General features: G+C 62.9%; 23 protein-coding genes. 14 read left to right on the top strand and 9 right to left on the bottom strand.

Annotation, left to right across the window (positions count from 1 at the left end):
• Nucleotides 1–93: 93 nt before the first annotated feature.
• Nucleotides 94–1449, bottom strand: coding sequence for a serine hydrolase domain-containing protein (locus BC360_RS02005; protein ID WP_065794046.1), 1356 nt, complete (start codon nucleotides 1447–1449; stop codon nucleotides 94–96).
• Between the two features lie 95 nt (nucleotides 1450–1544).
• Complete coding sequence (locus tag BC360_RS02010) at nucleotides 1545–3107, bottom strand: putative bifunctional diguanylate cyclase/phosphodiesterase (RefSeq protein WP_065794047.1); 1563 nt, start codon at nucleotides 3105–3107, stop codon at nucleotides 1545–1547.
• A gap of 177 nt (nucleotides 3108–3284) precedes the next feature.
• Here BC360_RS02010 and BC360_RS02015 point away from each other — a divergent pair, with 177 nt between their 5' ends.
• The 9 genes from BC360_RS02015 (at nucleotide 3285) to BC360_RS02055 (ending at nucleotide 11359) form a co-directional block, all read left to right on the top strand.
• Nucleotides 3285–4535 carry a DUF3419 family protein gene (locus BC360_RS02015; protein WP_065794048.1) on the top strand — a complete coding sequence of 417 codons (1251 nt, stop codon included), beginning with the start codon at nucleotides 3285–3287 and terminating at the stop codon, nucleotides 4533–4535.
• Nucleotides 4532–5266, top strand: a complete 735-nt coding sequence (locus BC360_RS02020) for a class I SAM-dependent methyltransferase (protein ID WP_083222387.1) — start codon at nucleotides 4532–4534, stop codon at nucleotides 5264–5266. The genes BC360_RS02015 and BC360_RS02020 overlap by 4 nt, the downstream gene beginning before the upstream one ends.
• A gap of 120 nt (nucleotides 5267–5386) precedes the next feature.
• The gene (locus BC360_RS02025) at nucleotides 5387–6172 is read left to right on the top strand and encodes a GH25 family lysozyme (RefSeq protein WP_065786767.1); all 786 of its coding nucleotides are present in this window, start codon (nucleotides 5387–5389) and stop codon (nucleotides 6170–6172) included.
• A 153-nt stretch (nucleotides 6173–6325) separates the two neighbouring features.
• Nucleotides 6326–7519: a lytic murein transglycosylase gene (locus BC360_RS02030; protein ID WP_065786766.1), complete on the top strand. Its 1194-nt coding sequence runs from the start codon at nucleotides 6326–6328 to the stop codon at nucleotides 7517–7519.
• A gap of 515 nt (nucleotides 7520–8034) precedes the next feature.
• Complete coding sequence (locus BC360_RS02035) at nucleotides 8035–8985, top strand: DMT family transporter (protein ID WP_065794273.1); 951 nt, start codon at nucleotides 8035–8037, stop codon at nucleotides 8983–8985.
• A 671-nt stretch (nucleotides 8986–9656) separates the two neighbouring features.
• Complete coding sequence (locus tag BC360_RS02040; protein ID WP_083222388.1) at nucleotides 9657–9992, top strand: ArsR/SmtB family transcription factor; 336 nt, start codon at nucleotides 9657–9659, stop codon at nucleotides 9990–9992.
• Nucleotides 9989–10420: an SRPBCC family protein gene (locus tag BC360_RS02045; RefSeq protein ID WP_065794049.1), complete on the top strand. Its 432-nt coding sequence runs from the start codon at nucleotides 9989–9991 to the stop codon at nucleotides 10418–10420. The genes BC360_RS02040 and BC360_RS02045 overlap by 4 nt, the downstream gene beginning before the upstream one ends.
• A gap of 44 nt (nucleotides 10421–10464) precedes the next feature.
• Nucleotides 10465–10677 carry a hypothetical protein gene (locus BC360_RS32615; protein WP_065787022.1) on the top strand — a complete coding sequence of 71 codons (213 nt, stop codon included), beginning with the start codon at nucleotides 10465–10467 and terminating at the stop codon, nucleotides 10675–10677.
• A gap of 61 nt (nucleotides 10678–10738) precedes the next feature.
• Nucleotides 10739–11359, top strand: a complete 621-nt coding sequence (locus BC360_RS02055) for a YdeI/OmpD-associated family protein (protein WP_065794274.1) — start codon at nucleotides 10739–10741, stop codon at nucleotides 11357–11359.
• 94 nt (nucleotides 11360–11453) lie between these two features.
• Here the strand turns inward: BC360_RS02055 and metF are convergent, their stop codons facing one another.
• The 4 genes from metF to BC360_RS02080 form a co-directional block, all read right to left on the bottom strand.
• Nucleotides 11454–12395, bottom strand: a complete 942-nt coding sequence (gene metF, locus BC360_RS02060; RefSeq protein ID WP_065794050.1) for a methylenetetrahydrofolate reductase [NAD(P)H] — start codon at nucleotides 12393–12395, stop codon at nucleotides 11454–11456.
• Nucleotides 12396–12397: 2 nt separating this feature from the next.
• Entirely contained in the window at nucleotides 12398–13417 is a 1020-nt protein-coding gene (locus BC360_RS02065; RefSeq protein ID WP_065794051.1) for an ArsR/SmtB family transcription factor, read from the bottom strand.
• Between the two features lie 596 nt (nucleotides 13418–14013).
• Nucleotides 14014–15663: an energy-dependent translational throttle protein EttA gene (ettA, locus tag BC360_RS02075; RefSeq protein WP_065786762.1), complete on the bottom strand. Its 1650-nt coding sequence runs from the start codon at nucleotides 15661–15663 to the stop codon at nucleotides 14014–14016.
• A gap of 118 nt (nucleotides 15664–15781) precedes the next feature.
• A complete protein-coding gene (locus BC360_RS02080; protein ID WP_083222389.1) occupies nucleotides 15782–16528 on the bottom strand; it encodes a ribonuclease T2 family protein in 747 nt (248 codons plus the stop codon).
• Between the two features lie 216 nt (nucleotides 16529–16744).
• Between BC360_RS02080 and BC360_RS02085 the strand changes: the two genes are divergently transcribed.
• From BC360_RS02085 to BC360_RS02095, 3 genes are read left to right on the top strand one after another with little or no spacing between them, the layout of a single operon-like run.
• Complete coding sequence (locus tag BC360_RS02085) at nucleotides 16745–17695, top strand: alpha/beta fold hydrolase (RefSeq protein ID WP_065786760.1); 951 nt, start codon at nucleotides 16745–16747, stop codon at nucleotides 17693–17695.
• A 12-nt stretch (nucleotides 17696–17707) separates the two neighbouring features.
• On the top strand, nucleotides 17708–18655 hold the full coding sequence (locus BC360_RS02090; protein WP_065794053.1) for a DMT family transporter: 948 nt from the start codon (nucleotides 17708–17710) through the stop codon (nucleotides 18653–18655).
• A 45-nt stretch (nucleotides 18656–18700) separates the two neighbouring features.
• The gene (locus BC360_RS02095; protein ID WP_065794054.1) at nucleotides 18701–20347 is read left to right on the top strand and encodes a thiamine pyrophosphate-binding protein; all 1647 of its coding nucleotides are present in this window, start codon (nucleotides 18701–18703) and stop codon (nucleotides 20345–20347) included.
• 121 nt (nucleotides 20348–20468) lie between these two features.
• Here BC360_RS02095 and BC360_RS02100 read toward each other — a convergent pair whose 3' ends face one another.
• The 3 genes from BC360_RS02100 to BC360_RS02110 all read right to left on the bottom strand — a co-directional run bounded on the left by BC360_RS02100 (nucleotide 20469) and on the right by BC360_RS02110 (nucleotide 22246).
• A complete protein-coding gene (locus tag BC360_RS02100) occupies nucleotides 20469–20819 on the bottom strand; it encodes a cupin domain-containing protein (RefSeq protein WP_065794055.1) in 351 nt (116 codons plus the stop codon).
• Nucleotides 20820–20975: 156 nt separating this feature from the next.
• Nucleotides 20976–21314, bottom strand: coding sequence for a TIGR01244 family sulfur transferase (locus BC360_RS02105; RefSeq protein ID WP_065786755.1), 339 nt, complete (start codon nucleotides 21312–21314; stop codon nucleotides 20976–20978).
• An 86-nt stretch (nucleotides 21315–21400) separates the two neighbouring features.
• Nucleotides 21401–22246 carry a DUF4432 family protein gene (locus BC360_RS02110; protein ID WP_065794056.1) on the bottom strand — a complete coding sequence of 282 codons (846 nt, stop codon included), beginning with the start codon at nucleotides 22244–22246 and terminating at the stop codon, nucleotides 21401–21403.
• A 166-nt stretch (nucleotides 22247–22412) separates the two neighbouring features.
• On the opposite strand from BC360_RS02110, the gene BC360_RS02115 reads away from it, so the two are divergent.
• Nucleotides 22413–23840, top strand: a complete 1428-nt coding sequence (locus BC360_RS02115) for a L,D-transpeptidase family protein (protein ID WP_065794057.1) — start codon at nucleotides 22413–22415, stop codon at nucleotides 23838–23840.
• 467 nt (nucleotides 23841–24307) lie between these two features.
• The gene (locus BC360_RS02120) at nucleotides 24308–25597 is read left to right on the top strand and encodes an NAD(P)/FAD-dependent oxidoreductase (RefSeq protein WP_065794276.1); all 1290 of its coding nucleotides are present in this window, start codon (nucleotides 24308–24310) and stop codon (nucleotides 25595–25597) included.
• Nucleotides 25598–25775: the final 178 nt, after the last annotated feature.

Raw genomic sequence — 25775 nt, forward strand, 5'->3', positions numbered from 1 at the left:
CGGATGACCGCACACGGTCTCACGCAATAGGTCAATATCAGCGCAGGTTGGTATAAGCCCGCCGATCGTTTCGGTGAAGGTTTCAGGAGGCGCTCAATCGAGCGCCTCTATTATTTTGGCGTTGAGCTGCTGCACGTCGTAACCGCCGCGTGACGGCGTCAACCCCAGGCGGATGACGGCAAGGCGAAGCGAGGGCACCAGCATGATCGCCTGCCCGTCATGGCCGAGCATCCAGAAGGCGTCCGCAGGGAAGACGCCGGTGCCGGCGCGAACCCCGTTTTCCTGCAGCCACACCTGGCCCGCGCCATATTCGCCGCCGGATGCTTTCGTCGGCGTCCGCATGAAAGCGACATAGTCTTTCGGCAGCAGCGCCCTGCCCTTCCAGTTGCCGTCCTGAAGCAGGAACTGTGCGAAACGCGCCCAGTCGCGCGCCGTCGCATACATGTAGGACGATCCGACGAAGGTGCCGCTGGCATCGGCCTCGAGCACGGCACTCGTCATCCCGAGCGGCAGGAACAGGGCGTCGCGCGGATAGGCAAGCGCAGCGGCGGGGTCGTCGAAGCTCCGCATCCAGAGCAGCGACAAGAGCGCGCTCGTGCCGCTGGAATAGCTGAAGGTCGAGCCCGGCTCAGATGTCGCCGGTTTGGCTGCGACAAAGCCCGCCATATCCCTTTCGAGATAGAGCATGCGCGTCACATCGCTGACATTGCCATAGCCCTCGTTGAACTCCAGGCCGCTCTCCATGCCCATGAGGTCGGCAAGCCTGATCCTGGCGCGCTCGTCGCCGCTCCATTCCGGCAGCAGGCCGGCGCGCGTTACATCCATGCGCCCTTCGGCGACACGCATGCCGATGAGAGCTGATGTCACCGATTTCGTCATCGACCAACCGAGAAGCGGCGTCGAGCGATCAAAACCCGCGCCGTAAGTCTCGGCGATCAGATGCCCGTCGCGCACCACCGCGATCGCCCGCATGCCGGGACCGGCAAGGTTGCCGTCCTCGATCAACGCCTGAACCGCGGGGTCGATATCCGCCTTGTCGCCGTCCGGCCAGGAAGCGTCGGCCGAGCGCGCGGCTTCCTGCGTCGACGGTTCCGCCATCGGCACCAGAGCTGCAACATCCTCGTCGGAGACGTTGGCGCAGCCGAGCCCCGGGCGATAGACGGCATGGGCCGGGGCGGCAAAGCCGAAGATGCGGGTCGAAACCAGCCGTTTCTGCCGGTCGACGGAAACGCTGATGAACTTCAACAGCGGATTGCCCGGCGCCTGGACGTCGTCGGCAAGCACCGCCTGCCCGTCACGCCCGGCGATGAAGACATTCGAGCAGACGATCTTGGCGGCGTAGCCATCGCCGACCTTCAGCAGTTCCGGCGGCGCCAGCGCAAGCCATCCGCCGACGCCGGCAACGGCGACAACAACTGCGGCACCGACCGTTTTCAATACGCGTCCCATCGCATCCTCCCGTCTGACGCGAGAGAGAAGCAGCATTTGCGCGAAAGGAAAAGCCCTTGCGTCGTCACCGAGGAGATGCGCGTTGCCCGTCCGGCTTACGCCAGCCGACGAACGTCCTCGCCGGACGCATCGCGCCACAGGGCCGCCAGATCGCGCGCCGGCAAGGCCGGGGATATCCATGCCCCCCAGGCCTCGACCGCCCCGGCGGTGCGGGCGCAATCCATCTCGCTTTCCCTGGCGATGCCACGCACCGCCATCGGCAGCCGCAGCACTTGGCCCGTCTTGAGGAGGCAGGCGAGCAGCGCGACGCTGCGCTCGCTGCCATGCGACCGACGGATCGCCGGCAGGTCCACCGTCAACTGGTCCGGCTGCAGCTCGCCGACAAGGTTGAGCGGCAGCGAGGCCGCAGCACCACCACTCAGCGCGATGCGCACGCCGAGCGCGCGCAAGCCCTGCAGATTTTCGCCGATCAGGGCCATGTCGCCCGCCGAGAACGCTTCCGGCACTTCGATCGTCAGTCGCCCCGGTGCCAATCCGGCCTCACCAAGACACGTCTTGATATGACCGATGAAATCGCGGTCCCGCAATTGCAGCGCGAAGGGCGCGACCGTCAAACCCACCGGAGACGGCCAGCTCGCCGCCTGCCTGCAGGCCTGTCGCAGCGCCCAATTGCCGACCGAGAGCGCAAGCGCGCCCTGCTCGAGCGGTTCGGCGAAAGCCTCCGTGCCGATGACGCCGCGCACGGGGTGCAGCCAGCGCAACAGCGCTTCGAAGCCACGGATGGCGCCGCTGGCGGCACCGGCGATCGGCATATATTCCAGAAAGAACTCCCGCTGCGAAACCGCGCGGGCCAGGTCCCGCTCGGCCTCGGCGCGGCTTTCCGCCGCCTTTGCGAGGTGCGGTGCATAAAATACATGGCTGTTGCCGCGCATCTCCTTGGCTTCGTAAAGCGCAAGATCCGCCCGCTTCAACACGGCACCGGTCGACAGATCGCCCTGCTCAAGGAATGTCACGCCGATGCTGCAGCCCGATGCCGCCTGGCCATCCGCCAGATCGAAAGGCATGTCGAACAGTGCTTTCACGCGATCCGCAAGCGCTGCGACCTCGGCATCATCAGGCGAGCCCGGCGCAACCAGCACGAACTCGTCGCCGCCGAGCCGATAGACGGTCGCCTCACCGGCGAAGGCGCACCTCAGCCGGGTGCCGATGCCGCTCAGCAGACGGTCGCCGGCGTCATGCCCCATCGTGTCATTGACCGTCTTGAAGCGATCGAGGTCGATGAGGAGCAGCGGCCTGCGCTCGAACGCCGTGCCGTCAGAGCGAAGCGCGCGAAGGACATCCGCCTCCAGCGCCGAGCGGTTTTCAAGCCCGGTCAAACGGTCGCGGTGGACCTCGTTGCGCAACCGCCGCTCGGCACGGCGGGCCGCCCTGAGCTCGCGTTCCAGCCGACGTGAATACGACCAGCGATAGAAGGAGGCTCCGACGAAGAAGGGCATGACGCCCGCCGCAAGCGCTCCGGAAAAGTTCCAATGTGCAAAGGATCCATCCGTGAACACCGTTTCCGTGGTCAGCCAGACCGCCGGAAACAAAGCCCCCAGTGCCGTGCCGGCAGCCGCAAATCGCTGCTCGGGCTTCGGCAGAAACGTTCTTAACATCATGTCGACGCCCCCCGAATATAGGATGGAGCTAGCACGCCAGGGTTTAATGAATTCTTATGGGTGAAAAATCGTAGTCGGCTATTTTTGTGCAGCGCGGGAGCTGTGAAAAAACCCGTCATCAAAGTGTAGCGGAGTCACTTTAGAAGCGGCTAAGTTTCAACTGGATGAGCGGCAGAGATGACCGAACTTGCCCCTGATGTCGGCTTTGGCAGAAAAAATCCGAAGCTGAAAAACGCGCTCCTGCAACACAAGACCTTCTCGCTTGCCGGCCTGTCCGAGCGCCTGTTCGGCCTGCTCTTTTCCGGCCTCGTCTATCCGCAGATCTGGGAAGACCCGATCGTCGACATGGAGGCGATGCAGCTTCGCCCCGGGCATCGAATCGTCACCATCGGCTCCGGCGGCTGCAATATGCTCACCTATCTCTCCGCCGGCCCGGGCCGCATCGATGTGGTCGATCTCAATCCGCACCACATCGCGCTCAACCGGTTGAAGCTGGCCGCCTTCCGCCATCTGCCGAGCCACAAGGACGTCACGCGGTTCCTGGCAACGCAGGGCACGCAATCGAATGTCCAGGCCTTCGACCTGTTCATCGCCCCGAAAATCGATCAGGCCACCCGCAGCTACTGGAACGGCCGCGGCGTCACCGGGCGCCGGCGTATCGGTGTCTTCGGCCGCAACATCTATCGCACCGGCCTGCTCGGCCGCTTCATCGCCGCAAGCCATATCCTGGCGCGGCTGCATGGCGTCAATCCGGAAGAATTCGTCCAGGCCCGCTCCATGCGCGAGCAGCGTCAGTTCTTCGACACGCGATTGGCGCCCCTGTTCGAACGCCCGTTCATTCGCTGGATCACCAGCCAGAAGAGCTCGCTGTTCGGCCTCGGCATCCCGCCGCAGCAGTTCGACGAGCTGGCAAGCCTGAGCAACGACAAATCGCTCGCCGCAGTCCTTCGCCACCGCCTGGAAAAACTGACCTGCCACTTCCCGCTGCGGGAAAACTATTTTGCCTGGCAGGCCTTCGCCCGCCGCTATCCCCTGCCGCACGAGGGCGAACTTCCGGCCTATCTCCACGCCGACAACTACGAGACGATCCGCAATCGCACTGAGAGCGTCGAGGTCCACCACGCCAGTTTCACCGAGCTTCTGGCCAGGAAGCCGGCGGCATCGGTCGATCGCTACGTGCTGCTCGACGCGCAGGACTGGATGAACGACCAGCAGTTGAACGATCTCTGGACGGAGATCACCCGGACCGCCGACACCAACGCGACCGTGATCTTCCGCACCGCCGCCGAAGAAAGCATCCTTCCCGGCCGCCTCTCCCCGGCGCTGATGGAGCAATGGCATTATGATGCGGAGACGTCGCTGAAGCTCGGCAACGCCGATCGCTCGGCCATCTATGGCGGTTTTCATATCTATCGGAAGAAGGGATGAGCGGCGTGCAGCAGGCCGAGATCAGCCACCAGCGGCGCATGGATCACATGTACCGCTACCAGCGACACGTCTACGACCTGACACGGAAGTACTATCTCTTCGGCCGTGATACGCTGATCCGCGAGCTGAACGCAGGCGCCGGCGCCTCCGTGCTTGAAGTCGGGTGCGGCACGGGCCGCAACCTTGCGCTTATCGGCGCGTGCTTCCCGAAGGCCCGGCTCTTCGGCCTCGACATCTCGGCGGAGATGCTGGCCTCGGCGCAAGCGAAGCTCAGCCGCCGCGGCAGATCGGCGGCCACGCTGCGCATCGCCGACGCCACCAGCTTCCAGCCCCAGCTTTTCGGCGAAACCGGCTTCGACCGGATCGTCATTTCCTATTCGCTGTCGATGATACCGGACTGGCAGGGCGCGATCGACGCCGCGATCGACGCTCTCAACCCCGGCGGTTCGCTGCATATTGCCGATTTCGGCCAGCAGGAACGGCTGCCGGCGAGCTTCCGCCGCCTGCTGCGGAGCTGGCTGACGCGCTTTCACGTAACACCGCGCGAAGCGCTGTTCGAGGTGTTGGCTGAGCGGGCAAGACGCGACGGCGCACAGCTCGAGCGCCGGGCCATCGGACGGGGTTATGCCTGGCTTGCGGTCTATCACCGCCCGTCAACCGCGGCATCTCCGTCAGCAAATCCGGTCGCAGCAAGGCTTGACGACCAGGCTGCTGCCGCAATTCCCGCTTGAGCTAACTCAATTTTTACGATGATATGGTGAAAAGGAGGTTCACGCCTCGCTGGGGGATATCACCATCATGAAAGCCACCGTGTGAGGCAGGATCGTCGTTCGTTTCGAAACAGGACCTCCATGCGCCGGCTTCTCCTGGCACTGCTGCCTATTGCCACCCTCCTTTCCGCCTGTTCGTCGACCGACTACGATCTGATGCAGACCGCGTCGATCCCGCCGCGCTTCAGCGATACCGACCCGCAGAATTTCGGCGACCGCACACCGCACAACCACAACATCCACGGTATCGACATCTCCAAATGGAACGGCGATATCGACTGGATGAAGGTGAAGAATTCCGGCGTCTCCTTCGCCTTCATCAAGGCGACCGAGGGCAAGGATGTCGTCGACGCGCGCTTCAATGAATACTGGCAGCGCGCCCGCGCCGCCGGCATTCCCTATGCGCCCTACCATTTCTACTATTTCTGCTCGACCGCGGACGCCCAGGCCGACTGGTTCATCGCCAATGTGCCGAAGAGCGCCGTCTACTTGCCGCCCGTCCTCGACGTCGAATGGAACGGCGAGTCCAAGACCTGCCGCCATCGCCCCTCTCCTGACGAAGTCCGTGTCGAGATGAAACGCTTCATGGACCGGCTGGAAGCCCATTACGGCAAGCGGCCGATCATCTATACCTCGGTCGACTTCCACCGCGACAATCTCGTCGACCAGTTCAAGGAGCACCACTTCTGGGTCCGCTCCGTCGCCAAGCATCCTGGCGAAGTCTATGTCGAGCGCCGCTGGGCCTTCTGGCAATATACCAGCACCGGCGTGATACCGGGCATCGACGGTGCCACCGATATCAACGCCTTTGCCGGCTCGGCGAAGAACTGGAAGAACTGGGTCGCGGCTGTTTCCAAGCCGAAATGACGGCCGCAACGGTTCTGTGCAGAAGCGCGGCAAACCGACCCATTTTCTTCTTTCCGTCATAATGCTCTGAGAGAGCAGCAGCAGATTGCATCTTTGGTACATTGACAGCCAGCGGCGGCGCATCGCGCCCTGCGGCGACAGAAAGGAATTGTGATGATCCTCAAAGCCCGGCATGCTCTTGCATCCGTCGCGCTTCTCACGCTGACGGCCTCCCCCGCCCTGGCGCAGACGCCTGCCTGCGGCGGCGATCTCGGAGCCTTCCTGCAAGGCGTCAAGGGCGAAGCGGTCGCCAAGGGTGTTCCGGCCGATGTCGTCGAACGTGCGCTCGCCGGCGCCGCCATCGACCAGAAGGTGTTGAGCCGCGACCGCGCCCAGGGCGTGTTCAAGCAGACCTTCAACGAATTCTCCAAGCGCACCGTCAGTAAGTCACGGCTCGATATCGGCGCCCAGAAGATGAAGGAATATGCCGACGTCTTTGCCCGCGCCGAGAAGGAATTCGGCGTACCGGCTCCTGTCATCACCGCGTTCTGGGCCATGGAAACGGACTTCGGCGCCGTTCAGGGCGATTTCAACACCCGCAACGCGCTGGTGACACTCGCCCATGACTGCCGTCGGCCGGAAATGTTCCGCCCGCAGCTGATCGCCGCGATCGAAATGGTCCAGCACGGCGACCTCGACCCGGCAACGACGAGCGGCGCCTGGGCCGGCGAAATCGGCCAGGTGCAGATGCTGCCTGAAGACATCATCGCCTTTGGCGTCGATGGCGATGGCGATGGCCACGTCAATCTGAAGAAGAGCTCGCCGGACGCGATCCTGACCGCCGCCAAGTTCATCCAGAGCCTTGGCTTCAAGGCCGGCCAGCCGGCGATCCAGGAAGTCAGCGTGCCCGAGCAGCTTCCGTGGGAAAAGACAGGCCTGCAGCCGGGCATGAAGGCCAGCGACTGGTTCGCGCTCGGCGTCAAGCCGCGCAACGGCGACATCGCCTTCGGCAACCTGGAAGCCTCGCTCGTCCTGCCGCAGGGCCGCAAGGGCGTCGCCTTCCTCACCTACCCCAATTTCAACGTCTATCTCGAGTGGAACCAGTCGTTCATCTACACGACCTCGGCCGCCTATTTCGCAACCCGCCTCGGCGGCGCGCCGACGTATGAGGGCGGCAATCCCGAACAGGGCCTCGACGACACCGGCATGAAGGCGCTGCAGACCAAGCTGCAGACGCTCGGCCATGACGTCGGCAAGGTCGATGGCATTCTCGGCTCCGGCACCCGTGCGGCGCTGCAGAAGGAACAGCTGCGTCTTGGCCGCCCGGCCGACGGCTGGGCGACGCTGGAACTGCTGAACGCGCTCTGAGCATTTCCAGGAAAAGCGCGGTCTTCCGTCAGGAAATGCGTAAAAACAAAGAGTTAGAGCGTTTCTGCGATTCCGTTTAGACCGGAAACGCTCCGCTGCATAGTTCCTTAAATCGGAAACGATTTAAGGAGAAAATTATGTAGTAAGTTTAAAGTGTTACAGCGTCCTTTGCGCGTCATATTTGACGCGCGGCGCTGTAAGCGCTCCCCCGGCCAGGATTTGGCCGGGGGACCTTTCGCCTGGCTGCGCCGATCGGAACCGATCAAGGCAGCCAGGCGACACCCTTCATCGACCAGCGATCGACTTCGATATCGATCGTGGGCGCCGCGGTGCCCGCGAGCGCGCAAGAAGTGGGTGGCGCACTTCAACGCGCCGCGCTAGACCTGCGCGACGCCCCTTCACGCCGCCTTCCGAGTCCCTATCGGCATGCGGCGGTGAAAGCGGCCCATTTGGATTGCGCATCCCGACTGGCCGATTTGATCGGCAACGGCCGCGCAGAGAGCGCGAGCAGCATCATGAATGCACCAGCACCGGCCGGCAGCCAGCAGATGACCATGCGGACCTGGGCCCTCCTGGCCCTTCTCGGGCTCATCTGGGGCGGATCGTTCTTCTTTGCCCGCGTCGCGGTCGCGCACGTGCCACCCTTCACCCTCGTCTTCCTGCGGCTCGGCCTCGCCGCCCTGGCGCTGCACCTCTACATCCGCGGGCGCTTCGGCATCTATCAGGCACTCGCCGGCCGCTGGCGCGAGTTCCTGCTGATGGGCCTGATCAACAACGCCATCCCGCATGCCTTCATCTTCCTCGGGCAGACCCATATCGGCGCCGGGCTCGCGGCGATCCTGAACGCAACCACCCCGGTCTGGACCGTGATCATCGCCAACATGGCAACCGACGACGAGAAACTCAGCTCCGCCAAGATCGGCGGCTGCCTGCTCGGACTTGCGGGTACCGTGGTGCTGATCGGTCCGAGCGCGATCGCCGGACTTTTCGGCAACGCCGGCAGCGTGCCGCTCTGGGCACTGATGCTGCCGGTGCTCGCCGCCGTCAGCTATGGCCTGGCCGCAACCTACGGCAAGCGCTTTCGCGGCCTTGCTCCGCCAGTCACCGCAGCCGGCCAATTGACCGCATCGACGCTGATGATGCTGCCGGTGGCAGCGCTCGTCGATACGCCCTGGGCTCTGCCGATGCCGCCGCTCGATGCGACGCTCGCCATTCTGGCCCTCGCGCTCGTCTCGACAGCCTATGGCTACATCCTGTTCTTCCGCATCATGGGCGAGGCCGGCGCCACCAACGCGTCGCTTGTCACGCTCCTCGTGCCGCCAAGTGCGATCCTGCTCGGCTATCTCTTCCTGGGCGAGACGCTACAGCCGGCGGATGTAGGCGGCATGGCGCTGATCGCCGCCGGTCTTGCCGTACTCGACGGTCGGATATTGCGCCTGAAACGCGCCGCGCAACGGGAATCGTAAGCGCCGGATGCGGCAGCAAGCGTGCCCTTCCGAAGCACTCACGCATGGTTACAAACGTTTACATTAACCCTCCGGCAGCAATTGTGAAAAAAATGTGGCAGCACAAAATAAACTGCAATTTCAAAGTTATAGCCCTGTTGATAAGGCAATTGTGATCACGCGTTTTCGCACTGCAGCACAAGTTTCCCTTTCAAGCGCCGTTAATTCGCCCTATGTTTTAACCGTCAGCGCAAGGAGGGTCTTCGATGGGACTTACACATTCGTTGAATGTCCTCATGATTAGTGCAGCGTTCGTATTCGTGGCCACAATGCTCTTCATCTGAAGTCAGGCCGCTGAGAGTCCAAACCGAAATAGGGACTTTAATTTTCCGGAAATCCAATTTGCAGCAGAAATCTTTGAGGTAGGCCGACAAGAGCAATCTGCCTCGACGCTGCAGGAAAAAAGAAAGCGCATGAAGCACACCTTCATGCGCTTTCGCTTTTTCGGAATGTTTTTCAGGTGTCATGCAGCAAACGCTGCCAATGGCGACTTCCGGCCCGAGGCGGCCTAAATCGCCGCCACTGATGTCATTGGCGATAACGGTCAGCCAATCTCCTCTTCAAAGCCTCTTGACGAACTCATAACCCGTGAGCTATTGATTGAACAAATAGCTCACGGGTTATGGATTACCATGCCAGATATCGCCATCCCAGATCGGGACATGCTTTTTAAGACGCTTGCCGACCCAACGCGGCGCGCCATTTTCGAGGGGTTGTGTCGCGACGGTGATCAGACTGTCGCAGCCCTGACGGCTCGGGCCGGAGTTTCCCAGCCAGGCGTGTCGAAGCATCTGGCCGTCCTCAAGCGGGCCGGTTTGGTGAACGACCGCCACCACGGTCGCCAAACCCACTACAGCGCGCAACTCGGTGCCCTCGCTCCGTTGATCGAATGGACAAACCAGATGACAAGCTTCTGGCAGGGCAGGTTCGACGACCTCGAAGACTTGCTGGACAGGATGGACCAATGAGCGAGACATCGACTGCAACACGCACCGTCATTGTCGAGCGCGAGATCGCGCATCCGCCGGAAAAGATCTGGCGGGCGCTCACCCAGCCTCATCTGATCTCGGAGTGGTTGATGAAGAATGACTTCAGTCCTGCCGTGGGCCACCGGTTTAATCTTCGCGGAGAATGGGGTGGCGTTCTGGATTGCGAGGTGCTCGTTGTCGAGCCGCAAACAACGCTCTCCTATACCTGGAACTTCAAACATGACGATCCTGCCTTCGATCTGAACAGTGTCGTGACGTTTTCGCTCTCGCCCACGACGACGGGCACCCGCCTGCGCATGGTGCAGTCTGGATTCCGGCCGGATCAGAGGCAGGCATACGGCGGTGCCAAGGCAGGCTGGCCTGAGTTCCTTGCAAAGCTGGAACGGGTTTTAACCGAGACAGATTGAAAGGTCTCCCGCTCCTTCAACACTGATAAGCACAGGAGTTGCATGTGCGTTCGAATTTGTGGATTCGCCAGGTTCACCGATGGCTTTCGATTGTCTTCACGGTGGCGGTCATCGCCAACTTTGTGGCCATGGGGCTCGGGGAGCCTCCGCCGTGGATCGTATACGCGCCGTTACCACCACTTTTTGTGCTGATGTTCACTGGCCTGTACATGTTCGCCGTCCCCTACGCCGTCAGGTGGCGCGGATCGAAAGCATAGTCACGCGGGTTGTTTCCTTCCTTTAGCAGCGAGAGATTCGATGGAATTTGCTGTCCGTACCATGATCACTTCAATTGAAGACTACTTTACCAAGGGATGCGGGCGCTGTGAGCGCTTTGCCGGACCGGACTGTTCGACGCGGCGATGGGTGCAGGGCCTGAACGAACTGCGCCAGATTTGCCTCGATGCAGGGTTGGTCGAGACGGTAAAATGGGGGCACCCATGTTACATGCATCGAGACCGCAATATCGTCATCTTCGGCGCTTTTCGCGATAATTTCCGCTTAACCTTTTTCAACGCGGCATTGATGAAAGACCCTTGCGGGGTCCTCCAGAGACAAGGCCCGAACACACGTCATCCCGACATGATCCGTTTCGCGGATACCGTTCAGGTAGCAAAGATGAAGACCGTCATCCTGTCTTACTTGAGGGAGGCGATGGATTATGCGGAGGCTGGGATCAAGCCACCAAAGGATGAGAGTGAAATCGAGCTGCCCGATGAGCTGGTTGACGCCCTGGACTCCGATCCTGAACTTGCAGAAGCCTTTCGGAGCCTGACGCCGGGGCGGCAGAAAAGCTATGTGATCAATCTCAATTCTACCAAGAAGCCCGAAACGCGAATGTCACGCATCGCCAAATTTCGACCGAATATAGTCGCCGGAAAAGGTGCCATGGAGCGATAATCGACATTCCCATGACTGCTTCCGGCGCAATGCAGTCGCGCAAGCGATCGTTTGCGCCTGGTGGCATTCGCCACCAGGTTTCGTGTTTTTCCGATCAGGCTGCCGCGCCGGCAACCGCCTTCAGCGGAACGTCCTCTCCCCGCGACATCTCGTCGGCGCGCTCGAATCCGACGAGATCGCAGACGGCGGTGATCAGCGGCGAGCGGTTCATCGTATAAAGGTGGAAGTCCCTGACACCGCGCCGGGCAAGATCGACGATCTGCTCGGCGGCGATATGCGTCGCCTCCTTGAAGCGCTCCGCCGGCTGGCCTTCCAGATGCGAGAGGCGGGTGACGATCACCTCCGGAACGCTGGCTCCGCAAAGGCCGGCGAACTTCTGCACCTGTGACAGGTTGTTGATCGGCAGGATGCCCGGCACGATCGGGATCTCGATGCCTGCACGGCGGACGCGCTCGAGGTAGCGCTCGAAATCGTCGTTGTCGAAGAAGAATTGGGTCAGAGCCCGCGTCGCGCCCGCATCCACCTTGCGCTTCAGCATGTCAATGTCGGCCGCCACGTCAGGGCTTTCCGGGTGTTTTTCCGGATAGGACGACACCGAGATCTCGACGTCGCCGCGATCGCGCAGCACCCGCACGAGATCGGAACTGCTCTCGTAGCCACCGGGAAAGGGCTGATAGGTGCTGCCGATACCGCCCTGCGGATCGCCGCGCAGCGCGACGAAGTGACGGACGCCGAAGGCGAGGAACTCGTCGATAACCGTGTCCACCTCGGCCGTCGGCGCGCCGACGCAGGTCAGGTGCGCTGCCGTGTTGGCAAAGCCCTTCTCCTCGATCATCCGCTTGACCGTCGTCAGCGACCGCGCCTTGGTGGAGCCGCCCGCTCCATAGGTGACGGTGACGAAGGCGGGAGAAAAGACGGAGAGGTCTTCCGCAGTCTGGAAGAGCTGCGCTTCCATTTCGTCGGTCTTGGGTGGGAAATATTCGAAGGAAAGCCGCAGATTGCCGCGCTCGGCGGGATAGAGCGTCTGTGCCGTCATTCTCAAATTCCCCCTGCTTGCATGCGCTGATGTGGCGCTTCGCTCTCCTCGACGGCCCGCTGATCGCGGGCCAGCCAGATCGTCACCGTCAGTTTTCCTTCGTCCGTGCCTTCCGGCGACAGATCGGTCGTCTTTTCCAGGGCGAGCCCGGCCTTTGCCAGCCAGTCGGTCATCGCCTGATGCGAGAAGCCAAGCCGCGCATGGGCGTGCTCGTCGCGCAAGTGCTCCAGCCCGTGCGGGGCAAAATCGATGATCACCAGCCGTCCGCCCGGCGTCAGCATGCGTGCGGCCTCGGCGATCGCCGCTTCCGGCTGCTCGAGGAAATGCAGCACCTGGTGAATGGTGACGAGATCGAAGGCATGGCCGTCAAGCGGCAGGTTGAAGATATCGCCGTGGCGGATCGACGCCTTGGTGATGCCGGCGCGGTCGAGATTGGAGCGGGCGACGGCCAGCATGTCGCGGCTGGCATCGATGCCGATGCCACGTCGGTAGAGCCCTTCGAACAGTTGCAGGATGCGTCCCGTGCCGGTGCCCAGGTCCAGGAGGCTTTCGACCGGCTCGTCGCCGACCATGTCGCGCAACGCCGTTTCCACGTCCCGCTCGCTGACATGCAGCCGCCGAAGCTCATCCCAGCCGGCCGCGTTGCGGCTAAAATAGGCCTGCGCCTTTTCGGCCCGCGCCTTCTTCAAGGTGACGAGCCGGGATGCATCGCGCGACAGAACCGCGTCGTCCGCGGTGGCGGACGCAAGCATCGCCCGCACCAGCGCCACGCGGGCGCCGTCCTGGCGAAGACGGAAATAGGCCCATGCACCCTCTTGATAGCGGTCGACGAGCTCGACCTCGGCCAAGAGCTTCAGGTGCCTTGAAATGCGGGGCTGCGATTGTCCGAGAATTTCGGTAAGATCCGTGACGGTGAGATCGCCTGCCGCAAGCAGCGCGAGAAGGCGCATGCGCGTCGGCTCGCCTGCAGCCTTCAGCACATCCACCAGCGCGTCGAGACTCAGTTCTCTCTGCTCCGCCATACCCATACCCATCCCCATCAACACATAAAGATATGTTTATGTGATTTGCGAACGCAGCGCAAGCGGATTTGCGTGAAGAGACCAAACTATGCCGCTCCAGGAACAGGGCTTTCCACTGTCCGGGCATGCGAACGGGCGAAGCTAGCGCTCCGCCCGTTGCCGATGTTTTTCTCGCGCGGGGTGTCGCTGACCTTCGGCTCAGATGGCCGCATGCGTCTTGCGCACGCACATGGCTGTCGCGTCATTCCCCCGCAACGGGGCTGCCGGCGCCCACAACCTCATCGCGGCGCCAGCCGGACGCTGCCGCAGATCCCGGCCGTTCTGGCGAGAAGCCCGTGCATCGAGTTTCAAGTGCTGCAGCGTCAGTTGCGCGCTCATTGTCCGCGCGACGCTCGAATGTTTGCCACCTGAACCTATGCGGTTAGCGACGACAGCATGAGCATACGAAGGTCTTGCAACGCCGTTCGTCAAGTATGACATACGGCGCTGTAACAGCTTAAACTGGCTGCAGATTTTCGCCTTAAATCGAGCTCGATTTAAGGAGTTGTGTCGTCGGAACGTCGCGCAAACCCACGTTCACGCGACGCACCTGAACGTTAGCGCGTCAGGCGCTTGTAGGTGACGCGCTTCGGGTTGACCGAATCCGGGCCGAGGCGGCGGATCTTGTCCTTTTCGTAGTCTTCGAAGTTGCCCTCGAACCATTCGACCTGGCTATCGCCTTCAAAGGCGAGGATGTGGGTCGCCAGGCGGTCGAGGAACATGCGGTCGTGGCTGATGATGACGGCGCAACCGGCAAAGTTTTCCAGCGCGATTTCCAGCGCCGCCAGCGTCTCCGTGTCGAGGTCGTTGGTCGGTTCGTCGAGCAGCAGCACGTTGCCGCCGTTCTTCAGCATCTTGGCGAGGTGAACGCGGTTGCGCTGACCACCCGAGAGATTGCCGACCTTCTGCTGCTGGTCGCCGCCCTTGAAATTGAAGGTCGAGCAATAGGCACGCGAGTTCATCTCGTACTTGCCGAGCTTGATGACTTCGGCACCGCCGGAAATTTCTTCCCAGACGGTCTTGTTGCCGTCGAGCGCGTCGCGGCTCTGGTCGACATAACCGAGATGCACGGTGTCGCCGATACGGATCGAACCGCTATCGACCTGTTCCTGGCCGGTGATCATGCGGAACAGCGTCGTCTTACCGGCACCGTTGGCGCCGATGATGCCGACGATGCCGCCCGGCGGCAGCTTCAGCGACAGGCCGTCGATCAGCAGACGGTCGCCATACCCCTTGGTGACGCCGTCCATCTCGATGACCACCTGGCCGAGACGTTCGCCAACCGGGATGATGATCTGCGCGTCGCCCGGACGCTGGTTTTCTGCGGCGTTGACCAGTTCGTCATAGGAGCGGATACGCGCCTTGGACTTGGCCTGGCGGGCCTTCGGGCTGGATGCGATCCACTCCTGCTCGCGCGCGATCGCCTTCTGGCGGGACGCCTCTTCGCGGCCTTCCTGCTGCATGCGCTTGGCCTTGGCAACGAGGTAGGCGGAATAGTTGCCTTCGTAGGGAATGCTGCGGCCACGGTCGAGCTCGAGGATCCAGCCGGTGACGTTGTCGAGGAAGTAGCGGTCGTGGGTGATCATCAGCACGGCGCCGGGATATTCGCGCAGGTGCTTTTCGAGCCAGGCGATCGTCTCGGCGTCGAGATGGTTGGTCGGTTCGTCGAGCAGCAGCAGGTCGGGCTGTGACAAGAGGAGCTTGCAGAGCGCGATACGGCGCTTTTCACCGCCCGAAAGGCTGGTGACGTCGGCATCGCCCGGCGGGCAGCGCAGCGCTTCCATCGCCATTTCGACCTGGCTCTCGAGATCCCACAGGTTCTGGCTGTCGATGATGTCCTGGAGCTTTGCGCCCTCTTCCGCCGTCTCGTCGGAATAGTTCATCATCAGTTCGTTGTAGCGCTCAACGATTGCCGTCTTGGCGGCAACGCCTTCCATGGCGTTTTCGAGCACGGTCTTGGTCGGATCGAGCTGCGGCTCCTGCGGCAGGTAACCGATGGTAGCACCCTCGGCGATCCAGGCTTCACCGGTATATTCCTTGTCGAGGCCGGCCATGATGCGTAGCACCGTCGACTTACCGGCGCCGTTCGGGCCGAGGATACCGATCTTCGCGTCCGGGTAGAACGACAGATGAACGTTCTCCAGGACCTTCTTCGCGCCGTAGGACTTATTAAGTCCGGCCATATGATAGATGAACTGACGTGCCATAAAGGAATGCTCCGCATGGGAAGGAAATTTGCCCGCTATGTAGGCGAATTAGTGCTAAGGGGCAATCGCCAAAGGCGCTTGCCCCCGCCTATCCCATGCCGGTGAGGCTTGTCAGCCGCTATCCGCGGCCTGCCGCGTCGGCAATGCCCTTGGCGCATTTGAACTCGGTCGGCCCTGCCGCCTGTATCAGCGGCGCGAGGCTGGACTTGCCCGACACGTCCCCGGTCAGGCCGATCGTCAGCCCGGTGATGACGCTGCGTCCCGCAACCGTCTGGCAGCGCATGCGCACCCGGTCGCCGGCACCAGTGCCAAAACTTTGATCGAAGGCCTGCTTGATTGCCTTCTCGTCGAGCTCGGAGCCGATACGCGCCCGAAAGAGCGCACCGACGGCTGACCGGTTGAGCTCGTCCAGCATGCGCAGCTGCGCCGCGAAATAGTCGTCGACCGCTGCCGCTTGGCAGGTGCCGCTGCGCAACCATTGATGACGATCGAGCCCGGACTGAACGCCCGGCATCGCAATCAGCAACCGCGCTGCCGTATCATCGGCCATGGCAAGTTTCGGCAGATCGAGCCAATCGCCCTTGCGGTCCTGGCTGCGCATGTCCGCGGCCACCCCGCAGTAACTCTTGCGCAAAGGCCAAAGCCCATGCAGCGACAGGTTCGTGGCATCGAAGCGCTCGGCCGTCTGGCTGGCGCATTCCTTGCGCTGCGGCCGCGTTTCGCAGAAACCCGGCTGCCAGCTGACGGCAAGCACATATTCCGTACGGCCCGAGGCACCTTCCGCCGCAGCGTCGACCTTGTCCTGTGCCAAGACAAAGGACGACGGAGCAAGCAGCATCGCCAGCGCCATCGCAACAATTGTCATTGGACTTGAAATCGCTTTACTCCAACATGCCATGACACTCTCCCGCAAAACAAAACGAGAACAAATATCGCTCAAAACGGGAAAATTGCAACTGTTAATTACAGGTCCGGGAAATCGCTTGTGACCTCATGCGTAACGATCACCAAGCAGCGATTGCCTTTCCGCCGCAAATCGATTTGATATCGGCAGAGTCTGACGATTGGTCCGGGAGAAGGCATGTTCGGGCAGGTGAGGACGCATCAGAGCCCGACAGGCGCTCACCTGAGCTGGCGGCACTTTCCGGCCACCGCCGACGCGCGCGGCATTCTTCTTATCAGCCATGGCCTGGCCGAACATTCCGGCCGCTACGCCCGTTTCGCCGAAGCGATGGCCGGCCACGGCTTCCACGTCTATGCCCACGATCATCGCGGCCACGGCGCCACCCGTGCGCCAGATGCGCCGCTTGCGATGTTCTCGAACAGCGCAGGCCTCGACAAGGTGTTCGCCGACATCAAGGCCATGCGCGCGCTCGCCACAGCGGCCCATCCGGGCCTGCCGGTCATCCTCTTCGGTCATTCCATGGGCGGGCTGATCGCGCTCAACGCCGCCGAGACCGATCCGGGTCTCTACGATGCGCTCGCCGTCTGGAACTCGAATTTTCGCCCTGGTATCGCCGGGCGCGGCGGCCAGCTGATCCTGAAGATCGAAAAGGCGCTGAAGGGCTCCGACGTGCCGAGCCCGCTATTGTCGAAGCTCACCTTCGGCGCCTGGGGCCAGGCGATCAAGGATCGCAAGACCGATTTCGACTGGCTGTCGCGCGACGAGGCGGAGGTGACGAAATATATCGACGACCCGCTTTGCGGCTTCGACGCGACGGTGTCGCTGTGGCTGGACCTGATGCGGCTCGCCTTTGCCGGCGCACGGGCAGACCGGCTGGCGCGCCTTCCTGCCAGCTTGCCCGTCCATCTCGTCGGCGGCAGCGCCGACCCGTCGACCGAAAATGGCGGCGCGATCCGCTGGCTCGGTGCGCGCATGAAGGCGCGCGGCATGACGGATGTGTCCGTGACGATCCATGACGGCATGCGTCACGAGACGCTCAACGAAATCGGCCGGGAGAAGGTAACGGGGGACTTTGCCGCCTGGTGCCGATCCGCGGCCGCCAAGGCCGCGGCTGGCAAGAGGCCCTGACCCGAAATCACCATGGCAGACATGTCCCTCCCCAAGACAACCAACGACCGCATCTCCTTCGGCCTGACGCTGATGGTCCTCTCAGTGCTCCTGTCGCCGCTCATCGACATCTTCGCCAAGCTGGCGATCGCAACCGTGCCCTCGGCGCAGATCACCGCCGTGCGCTTCCTGCTGCAGGTCGTCTTCATCCTGCCGATCGTCCTTATGCGCGGCAGCCTCTTCGATCTCACATGGCGCAAGACCGGGCTGCACGCGCTGCGCGGTGGCCTGCTTGTCGTCACCATGCTGTCGTTCATCACCACGCTGAAGGTGATGGAGGTGGCCGACGCCATCGCCATCTTCTTCGTCGAGCCGATCATCCTCACCATCCTCGGCAGCATCTTCCTCAAGGAGACGATCGGCTGGCGGCGCTACACCGCCTGCGCCGTCGGTTTCCTCGGCGCGCTGCTGGTCATCCAGCCAAGCATGCAGGAAGTGGGGCTGATCGCGCTGTTGCCGATCGTCGCCGCCTTCGGCCTGGCCGTATTCCTGCTGGTGACGCGCATGGTGGCGCAGAACGAAGATCCCTGGTCGATGCAGTTCCATGCCGGCATCTGGGGCGGCGTCTTCTGCCTCGTTCTGCTCTGGCTGGGCGAAGGCAGTGGATCGAGTGTGTTCGATCCGGTCTGGCCCGAGGGCGACACCTGGTTCTATCTGCTCGGCGTCGGCGTCACCGCCACCATATCGGGCGTGCTCGGCGTCTATGCCTATCGCTCCGCCCCCGCCTCGGTGCTGGCGCCGCTGCAATATCTCGAAATCGTCTCGGCGACGATCTTCGGCTGGCTCGTCTTCGGCGACCTGCCCGACGCGCTGAAATGGCTGGGCATTTCCATCATCATCGGCTCCGGCCTCTACATCATCTGGCGGGAACGCCGGATCGACAAGACCGCGAGCATCGCTCCGGTTTCGCCAGCGATCTGAAAATAAGCAGTCTGAAAACAAAAGAATGACTATCGGGAGGAAAGCATGAAAACTGGAGGTCAGCTCGTCGTCGACGCGCTCGTCGCCAATGGCGTCAAACGCATCGCCTGCGTACCGGGGGAAAGCTATCTGGCGGTGCTGGATGCGCTCTATGACACCGACATCGATGTCGTCGTCTGCCGCCAGGAGGGGGGTGCTGCGATGATGGCCGATGCCTGGGGCCGCCTCAGCGGCAAACCCGGCATCTGCATGGTGACGCGCGGCCCCGGCGCCACCAATGCGTCGGCCGGCCTGCATGTCGCGCGGCAGGATTCGATCCCGATGATCCTGTTCATCGGCCAGGTACAGAGCGAGGCGCGTGAGCGCGAAGCCTTCCAGGAAATCGAATATCGCCGCGCCTTCACCGAAGTTGCCAAATGGGTGGGCGAGATCGACGATCCCGCCCGCATTCCCGAATTTGTCACCCGCGCCTTTGCGGTCGCCACCTCGGGCCGGCCCGGCCCGGTCGTGCTGACGCTTCCCGAAGACATGCTGACGCGGCGCGCCGAAGCGCCGGCGGCAAAGCCCTACCAGCCGGTCGAGGGCCATCCGGGTCCTTCCCAGATCAGGGAGCTCGGCGCGTTGCTTGCAGGCGCCAAACGCCCAATCGCCATCCTCGGCGGCACCCGCTGGACGGCCGACAGCGTCGCTGAATTCCAGCGCTTCGCCGAGCGCTGGAGCCTACCGGTCGGCTGCTCCTTCCGCCGCCAGATGCTGTTCGACCACCTGCACCCCAACTATGCCGGCGATGTCGGCATCGGCATCAACCCGGCGCTGGCAAAAGAGATCAAGGAAGCTGATCTCGTGCTGCTGGTCGGCGGACGCTTCTCCGAAATGCCGTCGTCCGGCTATACGCTGATGGATGCGCCCTACCCGCGCCAGACGCTGGTGCATATCCATCCGGACGCTTCCGAACTCGGCCGCGTCTACCGGCCGGAACTGGCGATCGCCGCCAGCCCCCGCGATTTCACCGCCGCGCTCGAAGGCCTCGCGCCCGCGGCCGAACCGGTCTGGTCTGCCCGCACCAGGGCGATGCATGAAGGCTACCTCAAGTGGTCGACACCGCCGGAAAGCGGCCCCGGCGACGTGCACATGGGCCCGATCATGAACTGGATCGAGGCGAACACGCCCGAAGATACCATCTTCACCAATGGCGCCGGCAACTACGCCACCTGGGTGCATCGCTTCCACCGCTTCCGCCGATACGCAACGCAGGCCGCCCCCGCCTCCGGCTCCATGGGCTACGGCCTGCCCGCGGCCGTGGCCGCCAAGCACCTGCATCCGGACCGCGAGGTCATCTGCTTTGCCGGCGACGGCTGCTTCCTGATGCACGGCCAGGAATTTGCAACCGCCGTGCGCTACCGCCTGCCTGTTATCACCGTCGTCGTCAACAACGGCATCTACGGCACGATCCGCATGCACCAGGAGCGGGATTATCCCGGCCGCGTCAGCGCCACGGACCTGACCAATCCGGATTTCGCCGCCCTTGCCCGCGCCTATGGCGGCCACGGCGAGACGGTGGAAAAGACCGAAGAGTTTGCCGATGCGTTCCTGCGCGCCCGCGCCAGCGGCAAGCCGGCGATCATCGAAATCAAGCTCGACCCGGAAGCCATCACGCCGACACGCACGCTGAGCGAAATCAGGAAGGGCTGATCGGAACGCAGGCTCCGCCTGCACAAAGGTCAATCACGGCGCAGACGCGCCGTGGCTGGATTCTTGTGACAAGCACAGGAATCCAGTTGCGCCGCGTCGGCGGCGCTGGGAGATCATTTGCCTATTCCAGCCATTCCGTCGAAAACGCGCCGGCCACATGCAGGTCAGTGGTTTCCAGGCGCCCGGGTCCGAGGTTTTCGAACTTGTGCGGCATATTGGCCGGCGCCACGACGATCTGGCCGACCTCGGCCTCGATCTTGCGATCGCCGACGGTAAACAGCGCGCGCCCCGTGCGGATGATGAAGGTCTCGGGATAGGGATGGCGGTGCAGCTTCGGGCCGCCGCCGATCCTGTCGGTCGTAAAGAACATCACCGAGACGTCGGCACCGTAGGCGCCGCCCTGGAACTCGCCCTGCCAGACATCGGGCTTTTCGGCCCACTGCTCGCGCTCGATCAGATGGATTCCCGCCATGCCTCATCCTCCGTCGGTCGATTGTTCGAACCGCGGTTGGACCGGCACATCAAGTCACGCATGCCCGGGGTGCCACGCATCCCCGGGGTGGTATGCGTCCCCGGAGGCGCAAGGCGTCACAGAGCGCAGTGCGCCCCTATGCTGCGGTGAGCCGGCTCAGCCGCGAATATGTTGCGTCTGCTGGAAGACCGCTGTCGAGCGGGCGCCCGAGCGGCAATAGCCGAGCATCGGCCGCTGGAATTCGTCGAGGGCGTCGACCATCTTTTGAACTGCGTCCGCCGTCACGCCCATCGGGCCGACGGGAATATGCATGGTCTCAATCCCCAGTTCCTGCGCGCGCGCCGCGATGGAATCGAAGGTCGGCTGGTCCGGCGTCTCGAAATCGGGGCGATGGCAGACGATGGACTTGAAGCCAAGCGCCTTGATCTGGTCGAGGTCTTCGACCGTGATCTGGCCGGAAACCGAGTATTCATCGTTGATCGGGCGGATGTCCATGGTCGCTTAATCCCTGCAAAAAACCTTGGCTCCTGATGTAGGCGTGGTGCCCGTCGGCGTCAATTCCAAACGCGTCCAAACGTACATTAGGAGGCGCCGAAGGCGAGCGCATAGGTCCGCGTCTGCCCGGGCTCGAGCAGCTGCAGCTCACCGGCCCCGGCGAGTTCCGGTCGCTTTGCCAGGCGATGTGACGCCGGCTCGATGCTGATGACGTCGGCCATGCCGCGCTGACAGCGCCACATCTGCAGATAAGGCAGGGTATCGGCGCGAAAGCGCACCGTCAGCCGCTTGCCGCCGGCGCCGACAAGCGGCGAAAGCGTCACCTCGGACCAGCCGTCCGCGCCAACGTCAGCGGGAATGCAGAAATGCGCGCTCTCGCCCTCGCCGAAGCGCCAGCCCCGCTCTCCCTCGGCAAAGGAGCGGCTGGTTATGCGGGTATCGTCACCGACGAGCCGGCCGGCAATATTGAGGTGGTACATCATCATCGGCGGAAAGGCATCGGCGCCGGTGTTGGTCAGCCGGTCTTCCAGCATCACCTCGTGCCGGTCCGCATCCACATGCCAGCGCCGCTCCAAGAGCGCATGGCCACCGTCCGCAAGGTTGATCTCGACGGTGGCGATGCAGAGCGTGCTGTCGGCGGACATGTGCGTGTGCTTGACCGGCGTGCCGGCCAGCGAACCGTGCAAGGGATAGCGTGCGCCCTCGCCGCCGCCGGCAATCGGCTCGGGATGGCGGATGTGCTCGGGTCCACAGGTGAAGAGAAAGCCCGCCAGCGCCCGGTCGATGCGCTGATCGCCATCAGACGGGATCGCGGTACCCGGCGAAAGATCGACGCCATCGACGACGAAGGCAGCGATGTCGAGCGCCGACGAGCGGTCGAACAGGATGTGGTTTTCCTGTGCGTCATCAGGTGCATCATATCTCGTTCGCATGCACCGGCCTCCAGTCCAACCCACGGGAATCACAGCGATCACAAAGACATGATAGCCGACAGGGGCTGTTTTTCATCGGTTGAAAGCTGCTAAGACCGCGCCTAGATAGAATTTAACCGCTTATTCATGATGAATTCATTTTTTTCACATTAACGTCGAAATCCGAATGTACCGCGCCACATCAACCACCATGAGAACAGGTTTTATCGTGACGTCAGCGACCCGCACCGGCCTCTCGCTTCTCGCCGCAGCCGGCTTCTTCGCCGTGGATCTTGCATCCGCCTTTGCTCAGGAAGGCTACGGTCGCAATCGCCGCGGCAATGGCGACGTGATGCTGGTGACGCCGGAAGGCGAAATTCTCGATTATATGCCAGGCTCGGACGAAGTGCGCACCATGCGTGACCGCCGCGGCCGCACGGTGTTGGTCGACAACTGGGGCAATGTGGTCGCAACCGTCGTGCCGTCCGATGGCTATGGCGGCTATCGCCGCCAGGGCGACGTTGACGTTTACTCCAACCGCCGCAGCCGCGATCGCGGCTATGGCTATTCGGAGCCGGGCGACGTGACCGGCTCCATTCCCGATTACCGCGACCCGGCCTATGGCGACGTGGTGCCGCCTTCCGTGGAGCGCAACGAACTACCCAACAGCCTGCCCGGCCTGATCGACGGCAGCGAACAGGCGGCGATCGACCCGCAGTATGAGCAGCCGCTGAGGCAATCCATGCCGCCGGCCATGTCGGTCAAGTCCAAGTCGCGCGCCGAAATCACCGCGTTGCAGGTGTTCCTCGATCGCGAGGGCTTCTCGCCCGGCGTCATCGACGGCAAGATGGGCTCGAACGTCACCAAGGCGATCGAGGCCTGGCAGCAGGCAACCGGCGAAACGCTCGATCCGAACAACACCGACGACATTCTCGAGCGGCTGCGCATGAACGGCGGCCTGCCGATCACCAGCTACACGATCACGGCAGCCGACGCCGCCGGCCCCTATGTCGCCTCGATCCCCGACGATTACGCCCACAAGGCCATGCTGCCGCACATGTCCTTCACCTCAACGACGGAAATGCTCGGCGAGAAGTTTCACATGGACGAAGCCTATCTGCGCGAACTCAATCCGGGCGTCGACTTCACCATTCCAGGCACGATCATCAAGGTCATCAATCCCGGCGAAAACCGGAAGGAAAAGGTCGCGCGCATCATCGCAGACAAGGCCCGCAAGCAGGTTCTGGCCTATGATGCCGCCGGCAAGCTCGTCGCCGCCTACCCGGCTACGATCGGCTCTTCCGACACGCCTTCACCGTCGGGCACCGTCAGTGTCGAGCGCATCGCGCTCAATCCCGGCTACACCTACAACCCGAAGATCAACTTCAAGCAGGGCAACAACGACAAGATCCTGACGCTGCAGCCGGGCCCGAACGGGCCGGTCGGCACGGTCTGGATCGCGCTTTCGAGGCCGACCTATGGCATTCACGGCACGCCGGAGCCTTCGAAGATCGGCAAGACCCAGAGCCATGGCTGCGTTCGCCTGACCAACTGGGACGCCACGGAACTCGCCAAGATGGTGAGCGTCGGCGTCACGGTCGAGTTCGTCGACTGACGCGTCGTATCTGACCGATGTCGAAGCCGATCGGCGCCTGAGCGTATGAGCGGGGCGGAAGCCATCGACACGCACCCGCCGGAATCCCGGTCGAATTCATTGAAATCGTAGCATTTTATGGTTCCGATCACCCAATTGGGGGAGTGACACCGGCACGCCCCCAACTGAAAATGATCCTGTCTGATCAAGCGCGTCATCGGTCAGGCAATTTTCATCGGAACCCATAGGGCCGGTACGGCGGACCACCGTCCTGGCAAAGACATTTAAACCCGACTACTCCACCGACACGACCCAGACCGCGGCCGCCCACGAACCGGCTGCGGTCATTTTTTGCGGCCCCCAGCACCACGTCGTGAGGCGCGCGGCCTTCATGACCTCATGAAACATTGTCATGAGAAATTTCGAGGCGATGGTCCTATCACTTGGACACCTCCAAATTTCAGGCCCTTACCGAAGGAATGTCCGCGATGGCGACCGAGCGCACCCTGCCCAACCTCTGGCATGCGACGGCACCGGCAGCGCCGGATACGCGTCCGCTCACCCGTGACCTGGCGACGGATGTCGCCATCATCGGCGGCGGCTTCACCGGTCTTTCGGCAGCGCTTCATCTCGCCGAAAAGGGCGTCAAGGCGACGGTGATCGAGGCGAAGATGATCGGCTTCGGCGGCTCCGGCCGCAATGTCGGCCTCGTCAATGCCGGCATGTGGGTGAAGCCGGACGACCTGATCGCAACGCTCGGTGCCGAGGCCGGCAACCGCCTGCTCGGCGAACTCGGCGACGGCCCGGCAATGGTTTACGCGCTTGTGGAGAAACACGGCATTTCCTGCGAAGCGGTTCGCAACGGCACCCTGCACATGGCCGTCGGCGCCGAGGGGGTGAAGGATATCCGCGACCGCGAAGCCCAGTGGAAGAAACGCGGCGCGCCGGTCGAGGTTCTCTCGGCCGAGCGGGCGGCCGCGCTCTCGGGCGCCGAAGGTTTCTCCGGCGCGCTTCTCGATCGCCGTGCCGGCACGATCCAGCCGCTTGCCTATGCGCGCGGCCTTGCTCGTACGGCCCTTGCCGCCGGTGCCGAGATCTATACGGACACTGCGCTCGTCGGCGCCGAACGCAAGGGCGAGACCTGGGTGCTCAGGGCTGGTGAGAATACCGTCAGAGCCAAGCAGGTGATCCTCGCCACCAATGCCTATGGCGGCATGTTCGCGCAGACGCCATGGCAGGAGCATACGCGGGAACTGACGATCCTTCCCTACTTCCAGTTCGCCACCAATCCGCTGCCGGAGACGGTCGCGAGCCGCATCCTGCCGGAGCGCCAGGGCACGTGGGATACCGGCCTCGTCATGACCTCCTTCCGCATGGACCAGCAGAACCGCCTGATCTTCGGCTCGATCGGCCGGCTGGACGCGGTGGCCGAGGGCACCCACCGTGCCTTTGCCGCCCGCTCCGTGCGCAAGCTTTTCCCCTATATCGGCGATTTCCGCTTCGAATACTGGTGGGACGGCCGCATCGGCATGACCACCAACAACCTGCCGGCCATGCATACGCTGGCGCCGAACGTCGTCTCGGTCAGCGGTTACAACGGCCGCGGCATCGCCCCCGGCACCGTCTTCGGCAAGGCGCTCGCCAACCACGTCACCGGCCAGGCCTCGGCGATCCCGCTTGCCGAAACGCCCGTCACCCCCGACGCCTGGCGCAACGTCAAATCGGCCTTCTACCATGTCGGAGCGCAGGCCAAGCACCTGGTCGACCGCCGCTTCTGAGCGGTTTCGTCGCCGTGCGGCGCGGCCGGAACGTTGACGGTCTTGAACGCCATCGCTCAATGCAGACGCGCGTTGAGCCGCAGATTGCGCCCCACTCTCACCGTCATCCTCGGGCTTGACCCGAGGATCCAGGGTCCGCAACGCGAAATGATCATCTGTCATCGTACAGGTGAAGCGC

The organism is Ensifer sp. LC163, assembly GCF_001695855.1.
Classification (GTDB): Bacteria; Pseudomonadota; Alphaproteobacteria; order Rhizobiales; family Rhizobiaceae; genus Ensifer.

Coding starts and splice junctions, on each gene's coding strand:
- BC360_RS02005 (WP_065794046.1), bottom strand. CDS start 1,449: ATGGGACGCGTATTGAAAACGGTCGGTGCCGCAGTTGTTGTCGCCGTT.
- BC360_RS02010 (WP_065794047.1), bottom strand. CDS start 3,107: ATGATGTTAAGAACGTTTCTGCCGAAGCCCGAGCAGCGATTTGCGGCT.
- BC360_RS02015 (WP_065794048.1), top strand. CDS start 3,285: ATGACCGAACTTGCCCCTGATGTCGGCTTTGGCAGAAAAAATCCGAAG.
- BC360_RS02020 (WP_083222387.1), top strand. CDS start 4,532: ATGAGCGGCGTGCAGCAGGCCGAGATCAGCCACCAGCGGCGCATGGAT.
- BC360_RS02025 (WP_065786767.1), top strand. CDS start 5,387: ATGCGCCGGCTTCTCCTGGCACTGCTGCCTATTGCCACCCTCCTTTCC.
- BC360_RS02030 (WP_065786766.1), top strand. CDS start 6,326: ATGATCCTCAAAGCCCGGCATGCTCTTGCATCCGTCGCGCTTCTCACG.
- BC360_RS02035 (WP_065794273.1), top strand. CDS start 8,035: ATGAATGCACCAGCACCGGCCGGCAGCCAGCAGATGACCATGCGGACC.
- BC360_RS02040 (WP_083222388.1), top strand. CDS start 9,657: ATGCCAGATATCGCCATCCCAGATCGGGACATGCTTTTTAAGACGCTT.
- BC360_RS02045 (WP_065794049.1), top strand. CDS start 9,989: ATGAGCGAGACATCGACTGCAACACGCACCGTCATTGTCGAGCGCGAG.
- BC360_RS02055 (WP_065794274.1), top strand. CDS start 10,739: ATGATCACTTCAATTGAAGACTACTTTACCAAGGGATGCGGGCGCTGT.
- metF (WP_065794050.1), bottom strand. CDS start 12,395: ATGACGGCACAGACGCTCTATCCCGCCGAGCGCGGCAATCTGCGGCTT.
- BC360_RS02065 (WP_065794051.1), bottom strand. CDS start 13,417: ATGGCGGAGCAGAGAGAACTGAGTCTCGACGCGCTGGTGGATGTGCTG.
- ettA (WP_065786762.1), bottom strand. CDS start 15,663: ATGGCACGTCAGTTCATCTATCATATGGCCGGACTTAATAAGTCCTAC.
- BC360_RS02080 (WP_083222389.1), bottom strand. CDS start 16,528: ATGACAATTGTTGCGATGGCGCTGGCGATGCTGCTTGCTCCGTCGTCC.
- BC360_RS02085 (WP_065786760.1), top strand. CDS start 16,745: ATGTTCGGGCAGGTGAGGACGCATCAGAGCCCGACAGGCGCTCACCTG.
- BC360_RS02090 (WP_065794053.1), top strand. CDS start 17,708: ATGGCAGACATGTCCCTCCCCAAGACAACCAACGACCGCATCTCCTTC.
- BC360_RS02095 (WP_065794054.1), top strand. CDS start 18,701: ATGAAAACTGGAGGTCAGCTCGTCGTCGACGCGCTCGTCGCCAATGGC.
- BC360_RS02100 (WP_065794055.1), bottom strand. CDS start 20,819: ATGGCGGGAATCCATCTGATCGAGCGCGAGCAGTGGGCCGAAAAGCCC.
- BC360_RS02105 (WP_065786755.1), bottom strand. CDS start 21,314: ATGGACATCCGCCCGATCAACGATGAATACTCGGTTTCCGGCCAGATC.
- BC360_RS02110 (WP_065794056.1), bottom strand. CDS start 22,246: ATGCGAACGAGATATGATGCACCTGATGACGCACAGGAAAACCACATC.
- BC360_RS02115 (WP_065794057.1), top strand. CDS start 22,413: ATGTACCGCGCCACATCAACCACCATGAGAACAGGTTTTATCGTGACG.
- BC360_RS02120 (WP_065794276.1), top strand. CDS start 24,308: ATGGCGACCGAGCGCACCCTGCCCAACCTCTGGCATGCGACGGCACCG.